Below are 15,488 nucleotides of genomic sequence, written 5' to 3' on the forward strand. Positions count from 1 at the left end.
ATTATTTAAACGTTTCCCTCACCGCTGCGTTGCATTTCCTCACGAATGGATTGCACCCGTTTTTTCCCCCAGTCATACATCATCTCCACAATGGGCAAAATCGTCATCCCCAGTTCAGTCATCGAATACTCCACCTTTGGAGGTACCTCGGGATACACTTCCCGGTGCACAATACCGTCCTCCATCAACTCCCGCAGCTGATTGGTCAGCACTTTATGCGACAGCTTCGGAAACAGCCTTTGCAGGTCACTGAAACGGTGCGCCCCTTCTACACCCAGATGCCATAAAATGACGACCTTCCACTTTCCGCTTAAGACCGAAAGGGTCAGTTCCTTTTCGCAGTTATAGTCTCCGTTGACGATCTTCTCCCGTATTTCTTCTCTTAGCGTATCGGACATATATCAATTAACTCCTTCTAAATCATCATGGTCTTGCACTCTAATAGTAACCTACAGGTAACCTCCGTACTTGAAAGTGCATTCTTCACAGCCTGACAAGTCCACCCTACAATAGTAGGTAACGTTACACATTCAAGGAGGAATAAAGTATGAGTAAAAAAGCTCTTTTTATTATACCCCCAGAGCGCTTTAATGAGGATGAATTGTTTAAACCAAAGGAAGCACTGGAGCAAGCAGGTGTTACTGTGACGCTAGCTAGTACAAAAACAGGCGAAATCATAGGTGACTACAACGGTAAAGCGACAGCTGATCTTGTTTTTACTGACGCTGTGCTGGCTGATTATGATGTGGTATCTGTGATCGGCGGATCAGGAACGAATGACTATCTTTGGAATAACGCGGATCTCCAAGCTCTGCTGAAACAAACTCATGAGCAAAAGAAACTATTGGCTGGCATCTGCGCAGGTTCTGTAGCCGTGGCTCAAACTGGACTGCTCTCCGGCAGAACGGCTACATGTTATCCTGTGGATGTACAAAAGGACCAGCTCCAATCGCATCAAGCCGAATATGTGGCACAGCATGTCGTTGCGCATAGCGACATTATTACAGCCGACGGTCCAGATGGTGCACAGGACTTCGGCGCAGCACTTGTCAAAGCCCTGCAATAAGCACATCTTTGAGGTTCTAGGTGGGCACTTTAAACAGCACTCCAAAAAGCCGCATCGCGTCCTTTCTTTTGTATGGGACCCGATGCGGCTTCTTTGTGCCATTTTCATGCTTAAGTGATTAATTTAATTGTATGGTCCTGGATTTTCGTGTTAGCTTTAAAGAATCGACGTTTAGTATAGGAGGCTTATATGCCGTGTTTATGAAAGGCAAAATCCATTTACATCAGGTAACGTCCGAATCGTTGCGACTGGGCGCCTTACTATCATTAGTAGGGGGCTTTTTGGACACATATACCTTTGTTGGAAGAGGCGGTGTTTTCGCCAACGCACAGACAGGCAATATCGTGCTGCTGGCTGTTAAAGTCATTCAGGGGCACTGGATTCAGGCATTATCCTATATCCCGCCTCTGATCGCCTTTTCACTGGGGGTTTTTGTTGCTGAAGGGATTAAACGCAAATCAACCCACCGTTTAACTCCAGACTGGACCCGCGCAATTCTTTTACTGGAAATCGCGATTTTTTTCATCGTGGGATTGATTCCGCAAGGAGTTCCCAATACGGTAGTAGTGGTGATCGTCTCATTCGTCGCTTCCGTGCAAATGACTTCCTTCCGCAAGCTCATTGATGTGCCGTACACCTCCACGGTCAGCACCGGTAACCTTCGATCAGCTATCGAGGCTGTGTATGTCGCTGTAACGACCAAGGACACGAACGCTGCCATTCGAGCGATGCGTTATGGTGTCATCCTGGCTGCCTTCTTGGTAGGAGCCTTGCTGGGGGGATTTCTGACTTTGACGATTGGGGATAAAGCCGTTTGGGGCGCTGTTGTTGCACTTATTTTTTCTTTTATTTTATTTACAGAAGAGGAAAAGTGGAAGCTGCCGCTTCGTCACTAATCCTCCATTACATCAGCCCTGAATGAACTGCCGCTGGGCCGTTTCGAAGAAATTCAAGAGGTCATTGCGGGACGAAAATGCTGCCTGCGCAGATTGGTTGCTACCGCCCCCTTTGCCCTGAAACGCGCCCAGATTTTCCTTTAAATACGCTCCGCAGCTAATGGAATGGGTACCATTATGTGCCAGAATGATTTTGTTTTCGGCTGTTGTGGCAAATAAAACAAGCAGATCATGCTCAGCGGTCAGCTTGGCAGCCAATTGCTGCATCTCCTGAATGGATTTTTGTTCAAATACATGAGCAAGAACATGCCCCTGTACAGCAGACAGCAACTCTTTCGCCTGGTACGATGCATTTTCCTCTTGCAAGAACTCCACTTGCGCCTTGAGCTGCTTATGCTCCTGCTCCCACTTTTCGAATCGAGTCAAAATATCCTTTCGTCCAGTATTGAACTTCGTAGATAACACGTCCAAAATCCGAACACTCTCATTAAAGTTCTGGAGTGCGCGAGCACCACATTTGAAATGGATTCTCGCCATCCCTTTTTGCTTTTCCCATTTCAAGCATTTAATCATTCCAATTTCCCCGGTCTGAGCTACATGTGTACCGCCGCAAGCATTATATTCAATGCCCTCGATCTCGACAATCCGAATATTTTCCGTCACTTTGGGCGTTTTCACCAGCGGAATATCCTTCAATTGCTCACTGGTTACAAAAAAACTTTTTATGTTGCGATTACTATAGATTTGCTGATTTACTTCCTGTTCGATTGCCGATAGCTGCGCAGGTGTTACATCCGAACAGTTCACATCAATCGTGGCATATTCTTGTCCCAGATGAAAGCTTTCAGTACGCGCACCCAACAACTCCAGACAAACCGCTGACAGCAAATGCTGCCCGCTATGCTGCTGCATATGATCAAATCTGCGCTCCCAATCCAATTGGCAGGCTACTTTCCTATCCTCCGGCAAATGCTCTACCTGATGCCAAATATCCCCATCCTCGAGAACAACATCTAATACACGGACGCCCTGAATTGTTCCTGTATCACAAGGCTGGCCTCCGCCATGCGGATAAAAGGCCGTTTCCTCCAGCATAACCAAATATTTTCCGTCTCTTTCCATGCTCTGTGTAATATGAGTGTCCCACTCCGTAAGATTTGGAGCAGTGTAGTATAATTTTGTCGTCATTCCAGATTCCTCACTTTTAGGTTCTTTGTCTCGTACGATATCCACTTATTATCAAGCACTTCATTGTAAATATCAATGTAGGGAAAAGCTTGAACCATGGCACGAACAACTGTAGAAAGAAAATAAAGTACTAGACTGGATATGTTGGTCCCACGCGACATTTCGAATTATAAAACCGTCAGATCTCGTAAAAAAAGTATTAGACTGGCCCCAGCTATAAAAACAGCGGCAGCCGTGGACGAGAAAATAAAGTCCTAGACTGTCGCTGTTTTATTGAACTAAAGTTCTCCGTTAGTATAACAATGCATCATCTTTACGGTTCCCGAAGGAGTTAATGCACAATGAGGACTGGGCAACTTGATAGCTGTGAAACCTTGTGGCTGACACTTCCAAGCATCATTTCTTTTATGCCACTTAGCCCACGGCTTCCAATAATAATGAGTTGCTGCTTGGAATCTCTTGCATAATTTAATATTTCATGTGCAGGATCTCCCTTAAGATGAAGTGTTTCCGGGTTAATCCCCGCAGATTCTAATTTGGATTTGGCTTGTTGCAACTGTTCCAAACTCGCTTTCTCCATTTCGTTCAATATTTCTTCCAAGAAATGCCCTGGTAAATATGTCATGCCATTCGATACATATTCCTGGCTGACATTAACCAAGGTAACTTGAGTTTGTTTGTTTCGAGCTATTTCAACGGTTGCATCGAGGAGTTTGTTCGTTATTTCAGCTTTATCAATTGCCACAATAATTTTGTCAAACATATTTATCGTCCTTTCCGTGGCAGCTCGTAACTATTTCGGCTACCTACAAAACGGTTTCTTGCTGCTCCTATACCGACTAAAAAGAGTAAGACCGAAGCGCCAAGCAGAATGAAAAGTGGCAGATTCCAACTATTTGTCGCATCATGCAGAAATCCTATAAGGGCAGGACCGATTGCGGCAAGAAGATATCCGATCGATTGCGCCATGCCAGACAGTTCCGCTGCTTGATGCGCATTTTCAGTACGTAAACCGAAAAACATCATGGACAAACTAAAGGCGCAGCCTCCACCAATTCCGAGTATTATAATCCACAACAGAATGATATTGGAGCTTCCGTATAGAAGTCCGAGCGTTCCCGTTAAAAGCAAAATGATTGTGATGACCACTAACAAACGTTGGCTAGACATGCGCCCAGCAATAACGGGGACAATAAAGGTAAATGGAAGCAGAGCTAACTGCATTATCGAGAGGTACCATCCTGATTGGTTTGAGCCAATTCCTTGCTGCTTTAAAATTTCAGGCAACCATGCGATCAACACATAGAAAACCATGGACTGTATACCCATAAACAAGGTTACTTGCCAGGCAAGAGGGGATCGCCAAACATTCACATCGTTGCTGGCCATCTGTTGACTCGTCGTGGTTGTTTGCTTCGTTTGATTTCTTAATTGGGGTAACCAACAGAGAATCGATACAAAGCTTAGAATCCCCCATATTCCCAATGCTCCCTGCCATTTTAGACCTGCGTTCACGGCTAGCGGTACACTGATTCCCGATGCGATTGCTCCAAATAAACTCATTGAAATTGAGTAAACACCTGTCATGGAGCCAATTTTATTTGGGATATCCCTTTTGATTAAACTTGGCAATAATACATTACATACGGCAATTGCGAATCCAAGAATTGCTGTCCCAATATATAGATTAGCTGCGCCAGATAAAGAACGTATTACAATGCCAACAGTCAGAACGATTAGGGCAATCAAAATGATACGTTCAATCCCATACCTTCGTCCAAATTTGGGTACTAGAGGTGATAATAAAGCAAAGGCAAGCAAAGGTAGCGTTGTTATCAGGCCTGCTACTGTATTTGAAATACGAACGTCATCCCTTATGAGACTCACTAAAGGACCGACTGAGGTTAAGGGAGCACGTAAATTAGCTGCAATAATAATAATGCCGAGAATTATCAGTCCTATAGAGGATGGTACGGCTTTTATATTTTGTTTGTTCGACATTCTTCATTTCTCCTTACTAAATTCATACGTAAAATTTGTTTCCTGCTGATTAAAAAACTATGAAATAACATCCGCGCGAACAATAAAAGTATATTATAATATATTATTTTTAACAATAATTATTTTGTAATATATTATTTTTAACAATAAGTATTTTATAACACACATTAACTCATCTAAAAACAAAAATACAACTCTGAATTCCCGTCATGGAATTCGGAGTTGTATTTAATAAGTGGAATTTTCGACTTTTAGAAACCATACTTTAAGGATATATGGAGCACTGTTTCGCTATTCGTACGATTGGTATAAGAGTGAGGACAATCTGCACGAAAACTGATCGTATCATATTGATTCAATGTGTAAATCTCTCCATTGACTTGAATTTCAATGGAACCAGTCATTACTGTCGCAATTTCAGTTGTATTCACATGATGACCTTCAGGGTGATACGAGCTATTCGGCTGTAAGTAAGCCCGACACATTTCAATATCGTTGCTTGCGTTTTTAAAGACCGGTTCAATGATCCAATTTTTTTGATCATTAGAAAACCGCAGTCCTTCGCCTGCTCGATACAAACTAACAGGGTCTTCTGATTTCAACAAAGCTAATAGCGGTAAAGATATGCCTTTTGAAATTTTCCATATAATCGCCAAAGTTGGATTTGTATCGCCACGTTCGATATTCCCCAGAGTAAGTTTGCTTACACCCGTTAATTCCGCTAAGTCGTCTAAGCTCATGTTTTTTTCTTTTCTGTACTTTTTCAAGACACCGCCGATTTGTAATACAATTTGTTTTGATTCATCGATTTCATCCATTTGATATGCACCTCAACAAAAAACAATTATAGCTAGTATACTGTTTATCTAGACTCTTTTCCATACAATTAGTATGGGATGGTGGACTACACTCCTATGCAAAATTCTGACGTCTATGTAACTAATCTGCCAGTTAGCTTAATGAAGCATCGTCAGTCTAACACTTTATTTTTCAGTCTAATACTTTATTTTCTTTTTACAACAACCTCCATATAGTGAAAAATATACATGACGATTAACAAATTTTAGCTTGAAATTCATTTTTGAATAGATTAAGATTAGTCGGCTAACTAATTTGTTGATTGGAACATACTGTAAGAAGAAAGGAGAACCCTATGGATTTTGATTTACGGGACTTGCCCACTCGTGAGGCGCTGCAAGAATTTTCTAAGCGTATCCCCGAGATTGATGTAAGAGCGACAGAAGCTATGCTATTTTTTATGCGAGTATCTTCCAGTGTTTTTAAAGTCAGTTTTGAGGGCTTTGAGAAGTTCGGTATATCTCATGGAAAATTTTCAATATTAATTCTCCTGTACCGCAACATCCAAACAGGATTGCTGGCTACAGAGCTTGCGGAGAAAGTAGGGGTTAGCAAGCCTACCGTTACCGGTCTGCTTGATCGCCTGGAACGCGATGGGCTTACTATGAGATCCGTACACCCTTCCGACCGCCGTATGAGCATTGTTAAACTGACCGAACAAGGAACAGAAATGATGGAAAGACTGCTGCCTACACATTTCACAAGCACTTCCACACTGATGAGCCACCTATCCACCGATGAAAAAGAGCTGCTCCTGACATTACTCCAAAAAATAGAAAGCGGCATCCCTCAAGCAAAAGAGATATATAAAGCAGCAAAGCCAGAATAAGTTTTAATTTTGCGTTTTAGTTAGCCGACTAACTTTTAAATTATTAAATAAAAGAATAAATAAAATGTACATACCAGGATATTTATTCGAGTCTATGTTTAACTCATTTTATGAATGTAAGGAGCGTATTACTCATGAATCGCACACAAGTCGCCAGCCTCATCATCCCTGTCATTTCTATTGCCTGCCTTATCGGCGGGGGGTTCCTGCTTCAGACTAACGGACAAGATCAAGTCAATGCTTCTCGATCTGTTAAAGGCACAACACTAAATGCGGATAGCATTCATGTATCGTTTGAACAAGTAGGAGGCAAAATCCTGAACATCCCGGTAACAGAAGAAACTAAGGTGAAAAAAGGAACTGTCCTTATGACTTTGGATTCCAAAGATGTGGATCTGCAAATTGAGCAGCTGCGGACACAAATCGCCCAGTTCAATACGCAGATCAGCCAACAACAACAATCCATCCATTTAGGGTATACACGAGCAGCAACTCAGGAAAAACAGGCACAGCTAGATATCGCGCAAGCTCAAGTGACTGAGAGTAAAAGTCAGGCCGCATTGCAGCGGGCACAAGCGGCTGAGCGTCAAGCCACTGCTGCGGAACAACAGGTCAATAACGGGGCTCGGGATGAAGATGTTCAGCAGCAACGAATTGCCGTAGCCTCAGCCACCAAAAACGTTCAGACAGCGCAAACCAACTATAAGCGTAATAAAGCACTCTATGATGCAGGAAGTGCATCCAAAGCAGCGTTGGATGATGCCGAATCCTCTTTGACTTTAGCGACAAATCAGTTGAGCCAGCAAAAAGAGTCTCTTCAAAAGCTACTTCATGGTGCCACTTCTGAAGAACGTATGCAGGCCAGTGAACAGACGACACAAGCAGCCGTTTCGGTAAAACAAGCCGAGGAAGAAATTCGCGGTGCCCAATTGTCCGTCGATCGTTCCAAGACCCAACTGGAAACCATTCAGCAGAGTCGTCAACAGTTGGCAGATCAGAAGCTGGCTATTGACCTCTTAAAGCAACAAAAAGACACACAGGAAGTTCAGCTTAAAACGTTGCTGCTCAAAAAAGAACGCCTGGTGTTAAAAGCACCACAGGATGGCAAGGTTACTTCGATTAGTACCAAAGTCGGCGAAAATGTGGCGCAAGGGGCTCCTGTGATTACCCTGGAAACCAATGATTTATATTACGATCTCTATGTGAATGAAGAACAAGCGGGGAAATTCAAGGCCAATCAAGAAATTAAAACTCATATCTCTGGTCTCAATAAGGACCTGAAAGGTACGGTACGCTATGTAACTGCCGCACCACAATTCGCTAATGTGAAGATGTCCCGTGAAAAAGGAGAAGCAGATACCGCTACATTCCAGGTACGTGTATATGTAACAAGAGAAGCAGCTTTGCTACCAGGCATGACAGTTGAGGTGAATACAAATGAAATCTCTTCGTGATGAATGGTCGTATCTGGTTCACTCCAAGTATCCGATCATAGCTATCATCTTCCCGTTGATTGCCGTACTGGGGTATTCACTGTTGCTCCCAAGCAGCCAAATTAACGACGCTAACGTGGTAGTGGTGGATCAAGATAACACAGCTTACAGCCGTGAGTTCATTCAGAAAATAGATGCTTCCCCGTATATGAACGTAGCTGAGATTGTTTCGTATACGGACAACCCTGAACAGTATTTTTATCATGAGCAATATTTGGCTGTTATTTCCCTGCCGCATGGTTTAGAGGATAATCACAATCGTTCCCTTTCCAGCCGCGTGGGTCTCATTCTCGATAATACCAATGTTCAATCTATTACTTCGATTCGTACAGCTATGCAGGAAATTAGCGTTTCCGAGAATATGGAACTGTCTGTTCCAGCTATGTTGAAAACCGGGATGAACGCAGAACAGGCCCAAGGGGCCCTCAATGGTATCGCCTTGGAAGTGCGTTCCCTGTTTAATCCAACGAATGACTATCAGAATACGACGATACTTGCATTCACTTGTATGTTCTCTTTTATGATACTCAATATAAATAGCTTACCTCTGGTCGCTAGACTCCGGGTTTCCAAGAGGCTGGCTGCTGAGCTGCAAAATCCGTTCAACATACTACTGCGTGTGCTTCCTTATACGCTGTTTTCGACGGCTGGCTTAATCTTCTCTCTCGGGATGCTTAAAGTGTTTGGAGGAGGCCGTTTCGAGGCCAATCCGATTCTCTTTATAATTCCGGTTGTCCTGTATGTATTCGGTACCGTTTGTATCAATGTCCTGGTTGCATGGGGCGCTGCACATCCAGGAATAGCCATCGGCAGAATGGTGATGATACTCATGCCTGCTTTTGTTTTATCAGGGGCTGTTCTTTCCAGATCACTGTTTCCACCTTTAGCGATTCAAATCGGTGATTTCTTCCCCTTTGTATGGATGTACAAATTCCTTCGTACCATGGGTCTGCGTGGTGCACCTTTGCAAGAGATGCTTCCCGAACTCGGTTCTCTGTTACTATATGTGGGTGTACTCTCCATGCTGGTGATCGCCAGAGCACTGTGGGAAAAACAAAAGCTGGCCAAGCAAACTGCTGGCAATGCTTCTGAAAAGGGATCACCACATCCCGTTGTTCCAGCAAGCTCAACTGGCGGCGGGTTATCTATGCAAGGGGCACCATCAGCACCTATGCATGAGCCTATAAAAGGATAGAGTCTCGTCTATAAAATAAAAAAGGGTTAAGTGCCGTCTAACGAGCCTTAACCCTTTTTCAATAATCAGGATTTTGCAAAATTCTCAATAATATTAAATTGTCATTGTTATCAGAATAAAATTCACTTATATGCCCGACCTAATTGATAAGCGTGCTCCAGTAAACCTTCAATGTATTCTTTCGATTCGGACAAAGTATCATAGAAGAACTCCACCTTGGACTCTCTTACTCTTGCGTAACCAGCAATGGCTTTATTCAAATAATTAGTAACTAAATCGTGATATTCATACTTGATCAGATGTTCTTTCGTTCCTCCCGCCAAGCACAGCCACAAGACCTGTTTTGTCTTGAACTCCTCAAGTAAACCTATGTTCCACACTTTATCCAGGTACCCTTTTAGCATGGAAGGAACACTGTACCACCATAGAGGAAACACAAAGACCAGAGCATCCGCAGCAGCAATTCTGTCCATCTCTCTCCGTGTTTCAGGAGCATATTGTTTATGAGGCGTATTCCAATCCAGCTCATCTGCCGCGCTATATACCGGATTAAACCCATCCCGATACAAGTCCAAAATATCTACCTCGTGCTTATTCTCTTTCAATCCCTCTACAAAACGATTCATGACCGCAAGGGTAAGTGAATCTTCTCTAGGATGCGTGACGACCAATAGAACTTTCATGTATCCGTAACCTTCTTTCTCCTCGTGATTGGTGTACCCTGTTTACAGATGCTATTATGGTTGATATATATAAAAGTGTGAAGTACGCACTTCATTGTACCGTAGGTACTTTAAGGTTCCTTAGTGCTTTTAGAACTACAAATTGGAGGGGGAAAGTTTATGGAAGACAACGCCAAAACCTATATGCTCGGGATCGAGGCAACTTTGGAGGTCATCAGTGGAAAGTGGAAAGGCATCATCCTATACCATTTAATCAGCGGCAGAAAACGTACATACGAACTTCGTCAACTCATTCCCAAAATCACCCAAAAAGTGCTCACCCAACAGCTTAGAGAGCTTGAAAAGGATGGAATCATCCACCGTATCATTTATAACCAGGTTCCACCCAAAGTGGAGTACGAGCTTAGTGAATATGGATGGGATTTTAAAGATCTGCTTGATCGTTTTTGCTTATGGGGAGAAGATCATTTGGATAGGATCTATGGAGATAAAACAAAGGTGCTGGAAGAGTATACTGTGAAGGAAAAAAACGCCAAACAAGCACCACCTCTTTAAGGAAGCGTGCTTGTTTGAAATACTATAGCCCTATGAAATGACTAACCACAGGTATAAGCCGAGTAGGGTCATAAAAAGTGTAGGAATGGTTAAGACAATGCCTGTCTTAAAATAAGCCCCCCAAGAAATTTTCACGTTTTTCGAACGAAGCACATGCAGCCACAACAACGTGGCTAATGAACCAATCGGAGTTATCTTCGGCCCGAGATCCGACCCAATGACGTTAGCATAAATCAGCGCCTCTTTGACTATACCGGTTGCATGGGTGGCATCAATGGCAAGCGCATTAATCATGACCGTAGGCATGTTATTCATGACCGACGAGATAATCGCCGCAATAAAACCCATGCCCATGGTGGCCACAAACATACCTTGATCGGCAGCCGCTTGAATCACATGGGCCAGCAGATCCGTCAAACCGGCATTACGCAGACCATACACCACAACATACATTCCGATGGAGAAAAATACGATAGCCCATGGAGCGCCCTTGATGACTTCTTTCATCGGCACTGCAGGGCTTCTACGCGCCATCAATAAGAAAAAGATAGCAATAATACCGGCCACCACCGAAACGGGAATATTAAAAAATTCGCATGCAAAGTAGCCAATGAACAAAACCGCGAGAACGATCCAGGACATACGGAACATCTTTGGATCTTTAATCGCTTCCGCAGGCCTGATTAATTGTGTCGCATCAAACGTTTTCGGAATCCTTTTACGAAAAAAGAGATACAGTACTCCTATACTGGCTGCTAAAGAAAATAAATTAGGTATAATCATGCGACTCGCATATTCCATAAAGGTGATACCAAAGAAATCGGCTGACACAATATTAACCAAGTTGCTGACCACAAGCGGAAGCGACGTCGTGTCTGAAATAAAACCGCTCGCTATGATAAAAGGAAAAACCATTTTCTCATCCAATTTAAGTGCCCGAACCATCGCCAGTACAATCGGTGTCAGTATTAAGGCCGCACCGTCATTCGCAAAAAAAGCAGCAACAACGGCGCCAAGAATGGTCACATAAACAAACATCCGGGTTCCGCTTCCTCGCGCAGCTCGTGCCATGTGAAGCGCCGCCCATTCGAAGAAGCCTATTTTATCAAGCACCAACGAAATCAGAATAATGGCTACAAAAGCCAGTGTCGCATTCCAGACAATATGAGTAACTTCCCAAACATCATGCAAATCGACGACACCCACCAGCAAGGCGAGTATGGCACCGCCGCAGGCAGACCATCCTATGGACAAATTTTTAGGCTGCCAGATCACCAACACTAAAGTGGCTAAGAATATAATGCATGCCAACAAAATCAATGTTTTAAACCTCCATTACATCACCTTATAAACATATACTTATATTAAAAACATCTTTATCCCTGCAAGGAGTTAAACGGAGCAGCCTTTAGGATGAGCAGCAAGCCGATGAATCCGGTCCACAAGATGCGATCGGCTCCTCTTTATTCAGCCATTTTAAAATCTGCTTAGAGTCTGGCATACTCTCAAGAACAGCTTGAATATGCGGCTTGTCGTCTACATTTAAGGAATAGTATACCCACTGACTTCGTCGTTCTTCTTTTACAATCCCTTGCGACTTTAATTTTCTCAAATGTTGGCTAATGGCTGGCTGCGACATATCAAAGATATCTACAAATTCGCAAACACACCATTCTCTCTCTCTTAGCAGGGAAAGCATGGCCAGCCGAGTTTTATCCCCCAATAGCTTTAAATGATCGGCTACATAACCAAGTTGATCCAAGGTGTGCCCCCCTTCCACTTATATAACTATATGCTTATATACTAATGGAGTACGGTTTTAATATCAAGCACGAATAATACTTATTCGTTCACCAATTGCATAATCCAGTCTTTTATATCCACGATTCGCAGTGTTTTGGGACGTGTATTCGTTCCGGAAATAATTAATGGGACAAGGGAATCTTTTTCATGCAGCGATCCATGAGCTCCCCCTCCGATGTGAGTAGGGGAACTTTCGCCGACGAGTTCATATCCAGGTTGGACCGTGACGACAACATATCTTCCTTCATGTGAATTCATTGCCCCGTGTAGCCTCGCCAAAACGTCTGGATATTTTCCATATTGGATCCGGTTGTTATTCACCGTAATATCCACAAGGTCCTCTTCGCCCGACAAGGTCCACGATTGCCCATATTCATCGATGAATTTTCCACCGGGATGATAAGAAAACAGCTTACCCTTTTTTCCCTTTGTAACATGAATATTGTTTTTACCATCTTTCATAGCGATAATGTCGAGCTTGTCCTCATGCTGTAAAAGCTTCGCCACGTTGGACAGCTCTACGTTATCGTTTATCGCATAGATATAGGCCATCCGTTCATTAGCGGCAATCACGATTTGGTCATCACTTCTTACAGGTTGATTTAATTTTGCAATACGGTAATGATTCAAAAGCGACTTTAAATCAACAGCGGCAACCTGTCGATCATCATAAACAGCGCTTTGCGCACTGTCACCCATGACAACCCATATCGCATTGTTTACAGCTTGTTCCCACGAACCATATGCATTCAACACAGTTTGCAGTGCTTGATCTGCTTTTTCGATTCCCTCCAGTTGAGTCGGGCCCTTTCTATGCGCTAAATTATCATTCTCTGGAAAGTATGTGATGGTTACGTCTGGAAGTTTCTTCTGGCTTATTAGAAAAGCGGTATCTTTTGCGGAAAATTCGTCGTTCATCCCAAATTTTTTCCACAAAGGAGTATTCCAGCTATTTTTCGGATTCAATTGTGCCAAAGCTGCATAAGATAACCATTTAGGCCCTGTTACTATCATTTTTTCTGGCACCCTGCTGCTATTCGCTATGAAGTCAGGCACTTTTAAGGCATGTTTCGTTTTCCCTCTGAAGACAATAGCATTGATGGACGCGGATTCTTTTCCTTTGTCAGCCAATTCCTCATGTATGGTTTTCGTTTTTTTATTCAAATGAACTTGGTTTAATTGGTAAATTGCGTCTAAGAATACTTGCAGTTGGTCTATCTTCAAGGCTTCTTTGGCACCATTGCCGTAGAGAATCATGCGTTTCTTTTGGTCGCTGTACCAAACGAGTCCGGGCACATGATGTTGGTTTGCATACGTTCCCGTTAATAATGTACTGTCGATTGTCACAGACATCGTGGGAAATGAACTCACGGGAAATATTGCCCTTGATGAAGGAGATATTGCATCGCGGGTGCACGGCCTTCTTGAATCGCATCTTGCAAAGGCTTATCCATTAATGAATCAATCAAGATCACAATGACAGGTTTTTTGCCCATTTGATTTACTATGATAGGTGACTTCACACTTTGTTGTTTTAGCTGTTGACTGGAGTCCGCTCTACAGCCCAAGATCATCAACAATAAACTTAGCACTAGTGCTATGGTAACTTTATTTTTCATGCCCATGTATGTGTCCCTTTCTTAGAAAAACTTGATCCTCTTATTTTTTTCTTGTACTAAAAATATTATTCCTGTATTGGATCATCGGGACAAAGGTATTTCATACAAGCAATTAAAGTTACGCCTCCATGAATTTTTTGGATCTAATAGGCCAAATTTAAGATCAAACCATTCAGGGAGGGAGCATAACCATGGCTAATACAAACATAAACGAATACTCTATGCATTACATGGATTCTGGTGAAGGAATGGCCATCCTATTCATTCACCCTCCAGTACTCACAAGCTTAAATTTTACACACCAATTCCAAGAGTTATCATCCGATTTTCGAACTATAGCTTTTGATATCAGAGGACACGGTAAAAGTCAGCCTTCCGAACAAACGGTTACTTATCCTCTCATCGCCCTGGATATTAAACATTTGATGGACCGGATGAGCTTAGATAAAGTATTTTTGTGTGGATATTCTACCGGAGGCTCGATAGTACTTGAGTTCCTCTTGACTTATCCAGATCGGGCATGGGGAGGCATTGTTATCAGTGGAATGTCGGAAGTAAACGAATGGCGACTAAGAAACAAAATTTCTTTGGGCCTTGCTCTTTCCAAAATCGGCGCAGTCGGTACACTTGCCCTTTCTATTGCTTGGTCACAAACGAAACAGCTATCTTTGTTCCGTAAGTTATTCAACGATGCGAAGCAGGGAAATCCCAGGAATGTCGAACAATATTACCGTTACAGCTTGAAGTACAACTGCACCTCTCGGCTCAAGGAAATCCAGCTTCCTGTCCTGCTCGTTTATGGTGAAGAAGATAAGCACTTTCATCCCTATGCCAAAATATTGCATCAACAATTACCAAATAGTGAGCTGGTTTTCCTTAAGAAAGCTGATCATCGCCTTCCTACGAAGGCCGCCGGATTATTGAATGAACTGATCAAGCAGTTCGTAGATCGCTTCAGTCTTTAAGGTAAATCCTACAGGAAAATCCCACATACATATCTACATCCCACTCCTGTTACGTAAGCGTCAAGTAGCCCCCACCTGTTCAACTAAATGAGGGCTAAGTTATGCTGAATTATGATTTAACAAGTTAGCGGAAGTGATGCTGACCGAGGTGTTTCGGTCAATCTCGCCTTTGAACCCTTCCATAAACGAAGCAAGAAGCTGAGTTCTGAAAATCATTTTATCGGAGATTGGAGATTGAGCTGTCTTCACAATTGTGAAACAAACAACCCCGGCCGAAAGGCAGGAATCAGCACATTACATGCCGTTTTCTGCGCCATCGTCGCGCAACCTTACAAGA

The 15,488-nt window shown here is 43.0% G+C and carries 15 protein-coding genes and 1 pseudogene; 7 read left to right on the forward strand and 9 right to left on the reverse strand.

Annotated elements, in window-relative coordinates; all coding sequences use genetic code 11:
• Nucleotides 1-5: 5 nt before the first annotated feature.
• Entirely contained in the window at nt 6-398 is a 393-nt protein-coding gene (locus BM358_RS20980; RefSeq protein WP_013312050.1) for a winged helix-turn-helix transcriptional regulator, read from the reverse strand.
• A gap of 149 nt (nt 399-547) precedes the next feature.
• Here BM358_RS20980 and BM358_RS20985 point away from each other — a divergent pair, with 149 nt between their 5' ends.
• Together BM358_RS20985 and BM358_RS20990 are read left to right on the forward strand one after the other, a co-directional pair.
• On the forward strand, nt 548-1,066 hold the full coding sequence (locus tag BM358_RS20985) for a DJ-1/PfpI family protein (protein ID WP_028541780.1): 519 nt from the start codon (nt 548-550) through the stop codon (nt 1,064-1,066).
• Between the two features lie 194 nt (nt 1,067-1,260).
• Complete coding sequence (locus tag BM358_RS20990; RefSeq protein ID WP_023990394.1) at nt 1,261-1,962, forward strand: YoaK family protein; 702 nt, start codon at nt 1,261-1,263, stop codon at nt 1,960-1,962.
• Nucleotides 1,963-1,974: 12 nt separating this feature from the next.
• Here BM358_RS20990 and BM358_RS20995 read toward each other — a convergent pair whose 3' ends face one another.
• The 4 genes from BM358_RS20995 to BM358_RS21010 all read right to left on the reverse strand — a co-directional run bounded on the left by BM358_RS20995 (nt 1,975) and on the right by BM358_RS21010 (nt 5,969).
• Nucleotides 1,975-3,150 carry an alanyl-tRNA editing protein gene (locus BM358_RS20995; protein ID WP_028541779.1) on the reverse strand — a complete coding sequence of 392 codons (1,176 nt, stop codon included), beginning with the start codon at nt 3,148-3,150 and terminating at the stop codon, nt 1,975-1,977.
• A 331-nt stretch (nt 3,151-3,481) separates the two neighbouring features.
• Nucleotides 3,482-3,913 carry a universal stress protein gene (locus BM358_RS21000; RefSeq protein WP_023990396.1) on the reverse strand — a complete coding sequence of 144 codons (432 nt, stop codon included), beginning with the start codon at nt 3,911-3,913 and terminating at the stop codon, nt 3,482-3,484.
• 2 nt (nt 3,914-3,915) lie between these two features.
• A complete protein-coding gene (locus tag BM358_RS21005; protein WP_028541778.1) occupies nt 3,916-5,151 on the reverse strand; it encodes a CynX/NimT family MFS transporter in 1,236 nt (411 codons plus the stop codon).
• A 251-nt stretch (nt 5,152-5,402) separates the two neighbouring features.
• Nucleotides 5,403-5,969 carry a helix-turn-helix domain-containing protein gene (locus BM358_RS21010; RefSeq protein ID WP_023990398.1) on the reverse strand — a complete coding sequence of 189 codons (567 nt, stop codon included), beginning with the start codon at nt 5,967-5,969 and terminating at the stop codon, nt 5,403-5,405.
• A 335-nt stretch (nt 5,970-6,304) separates the two neighbouring features.
• Here BM358_RS21010 and BM358_RS21015 point away from each other — a divergent pair, with 335 nt between their 5' ends.
• The 3 genes from BM358_RS21015 (at nt 6,305) to BM358_RS21025 (ending at nt 9,526) form a co-directional block, all read left to right on the forward strand.
• A complete protein-coding gene (locus BM358_RS21015; RefSeq protein WP_023990399.1) occupies nt 6,305-6,838 on the forward strand; it encodes a MarR family winged helix-turn-helix transcriptional regulator in 534 nt (177 codons plus the stop codon).
• Nucleotides 6,839-6,972: 134 nt separating this feature from the next.
• Complete coding sequence (locus BM358_RS21020; protein WP_023990400.1) at nt 6,973-8,292, forward strand: HlyD family secretion protein; 1,320 nt, start codon at nt 6,973-6,975, stop codon at nt 8,290-8,292.
• Nucleotides 8,276-9,526 (forward strand): ABC transporter permease, encoded by a 1,251-nt coding sequence (locus tag BM358_RS21025; protein ID WP_028541777.1) that lies wholly within the window; start codon nt 8,276-8,278, stop codon nt 9,524-9,526. Before BM358_RS21020 ends, BM358_RS21025 begins: the two co-directional genes overlap by 17 nt.
• A 122-nt stretch (nt 9,527-9,648) precedes the next feature.
• Here the strand turns inward: BM358_RS21025 and BM358_RS21030 are convergent, their stop codons facing one another.
• The gene (locus tag BM358_RS21030) at nt 9,649-10,209 is read right to left on the reverse strand and encodes an NAD(P)H oxidoreductase (RefSeq protein ID WP_028541776.1); all 561 of its coding nucleotides are present in this window, start codon (nt 10,207-10,209) and stop codon (nt 9,649-9,651) included.
• A gap of 159 nt (nt 10,210-10,368) precedes the next feature.
• Between BM358_RS21030 and BM358_RS21035 the strand changes: the two genes are divergently transcribed.
• Complete coding sequence (locus tag BM358_RS21035) at nt 10,369-10,764, forward strand: winged helix-turn-helix transcriptional regulator (RefSeq protein ID WP_028541775.1); 396 nt, start codon at nt 10,369-10,371, stop codon at nt 10,762-10,764.
• A 30-nt stretch (nt 10,765-10,794) separates the two neighbouring features.
• On the opposite strand, the gene BM358_RS21040 is transcribed toward BM358_RS21035, so the two are convergent.
• The 3 genes and pseudogenes from BM358_RS21040 to BM358_RS21050 form a co-directional block, all read right to left on the reverse strand.
• Complete coding sequence (locus tag BM358_RS21040; protein WP_028541774.1) at nt 10,795-12,084, reverse strand: arsenical efflux pump membrane protein ArsB; 1,290 nt, start codon at nt 12,082-12,084, stop codon at nt 10,795-10,797.
• Nucleotides 12,085-12,172: 88 nt separating this feature from the next.
• Entirely contained in the window at nt 12,173-12,526 is a 354-nt protein-coding gene (locus BM358_RS21045) for an ArsR/SmtB family transcription factor (protein WP_023990405.1), read from the reverse strand.
• A gap of 80 nt (nt 12,527-12,606) precedes the next feature.
• Nucleotides 12,607-14,192: pseudogene (locus BM358_RS21050) on the reverse strand (alkaline phosphatase family protein).
• A gap of 185 nt (nt 14,193-14,377) precedes the next feature.
• On the opposite strand from BM358_RS21050, the gene BM358_RS21055 reads away from it, so the two are divergent.
• Nucleotides 14,378-15,151, forward strand: coding sequence for an alpha/beta fold hydrolase (locus BM358_RS21055; RefSeq protein ID WP_028541773.1), 774 nt, complete (start codon nt 14,378-14,380; stop codon nt 15,149-15,151).
• Nucleotides 15,152-15,488: the final 337 nt, after the last annotated feature.

The organism is Paenibacillus sp. cl130, assembly GCF_900116035.1.
GTDB lineage: Bacteria > Bacillota > Bacilli > Paenibacillales > Paenibacillaceae > Paenibacillus > Paenibacillus polymyxa_B.

What these genes read in the sequence shown, in the direction of transcription:
- BM358_RS20980 (WP_013312050.1), bottom strand. Translation starts at nt 398, where the DNA reads ATGTCCGATACGCTAAGAGAAGAAATACGGGAGAAGATCGTCAACGGA.
- BM358_RS20985 (WP_028541780.1), top strand. Translation starts at nt 548, where the DNA reads ATGAGTAAAAAAGCTCTTTTTATTATACCCCCAGAGCGCTTTAATGAG.
- BM358_RS20995 (WP_028541779.1), bottom strand. Translation starts at nt 3,150, where the DNA reads ATGACGACAAAATTATACTACACTGCTCCAAATCTTACGGAGTGGGAC.
- BM358_RS21000 (WP_023990396.1), bottom strand. Translation starts at nt 3,913, where the DNA reads ATGTTTGACAAAATTATTGTGGCAATTGATAAAGCTGAAATAACGAAC.
- BM358_RS21005 (WP_028541778.1), bottom strand. Translation starts at nt 5,151, where the DNA reads ATGTCGAACAAACAAAATATAAAAGCCGTACCATCCTCTATAGGACTG.
- BM358_RS21010 (WP_023990398.1), bottom strand. Translation starts at nt 5,969, where the DNA reads ATGGATGAAATCGATGAATCAAAACAAATTGTATTACAAATCGGCGGT.
- BM358_RS21015 (WP_023990399.1), top strand. Translation starts at nt 6,305, where the DNA reads ATGGATTTTGATTTACGGGACTTGCCCACTCGTGAGGCGCTGCAAGAA.
- BM358_RS21020 (WP_023990400.1), top strand. Translation starts at nt 6,973, where the DNA reads ATGAATCGCACACAAGTCGCCAGCCTCATCATCCCTGTCATTTCTATT.
- BM358_RS21025 (WP_028541777.1), top strand. Translation starts at nt 8,276, where the DNA reads ATGAAATCTCTTCGTGATGAATGGTCGTATCTGGTTCACTCCAAGTAT.
- BM358_RS21030 (WP_028541776.1), bottom strand. Translation starts at nt 10,209, where the DNA reads ATGAAAGTTCTATTGGTCGTCACGCATCCTAGAGAAGATTCACTTACC.
- BM358_RS21035 (WP_028541775.1), top strand. Translation starts at nt 10,369, where the DNA reads ATGGAAGACAACGCCAAAACCTATATGCTCGGGATCGAGGCAACTTTG.
- BM358_RS21055 (WP_028541773.1), top strand. Translation starts at nt 14,378, where the DNA reads ATGGCTAATACAAACATAAACGAATACTCTATGCATTACATGGATTCT.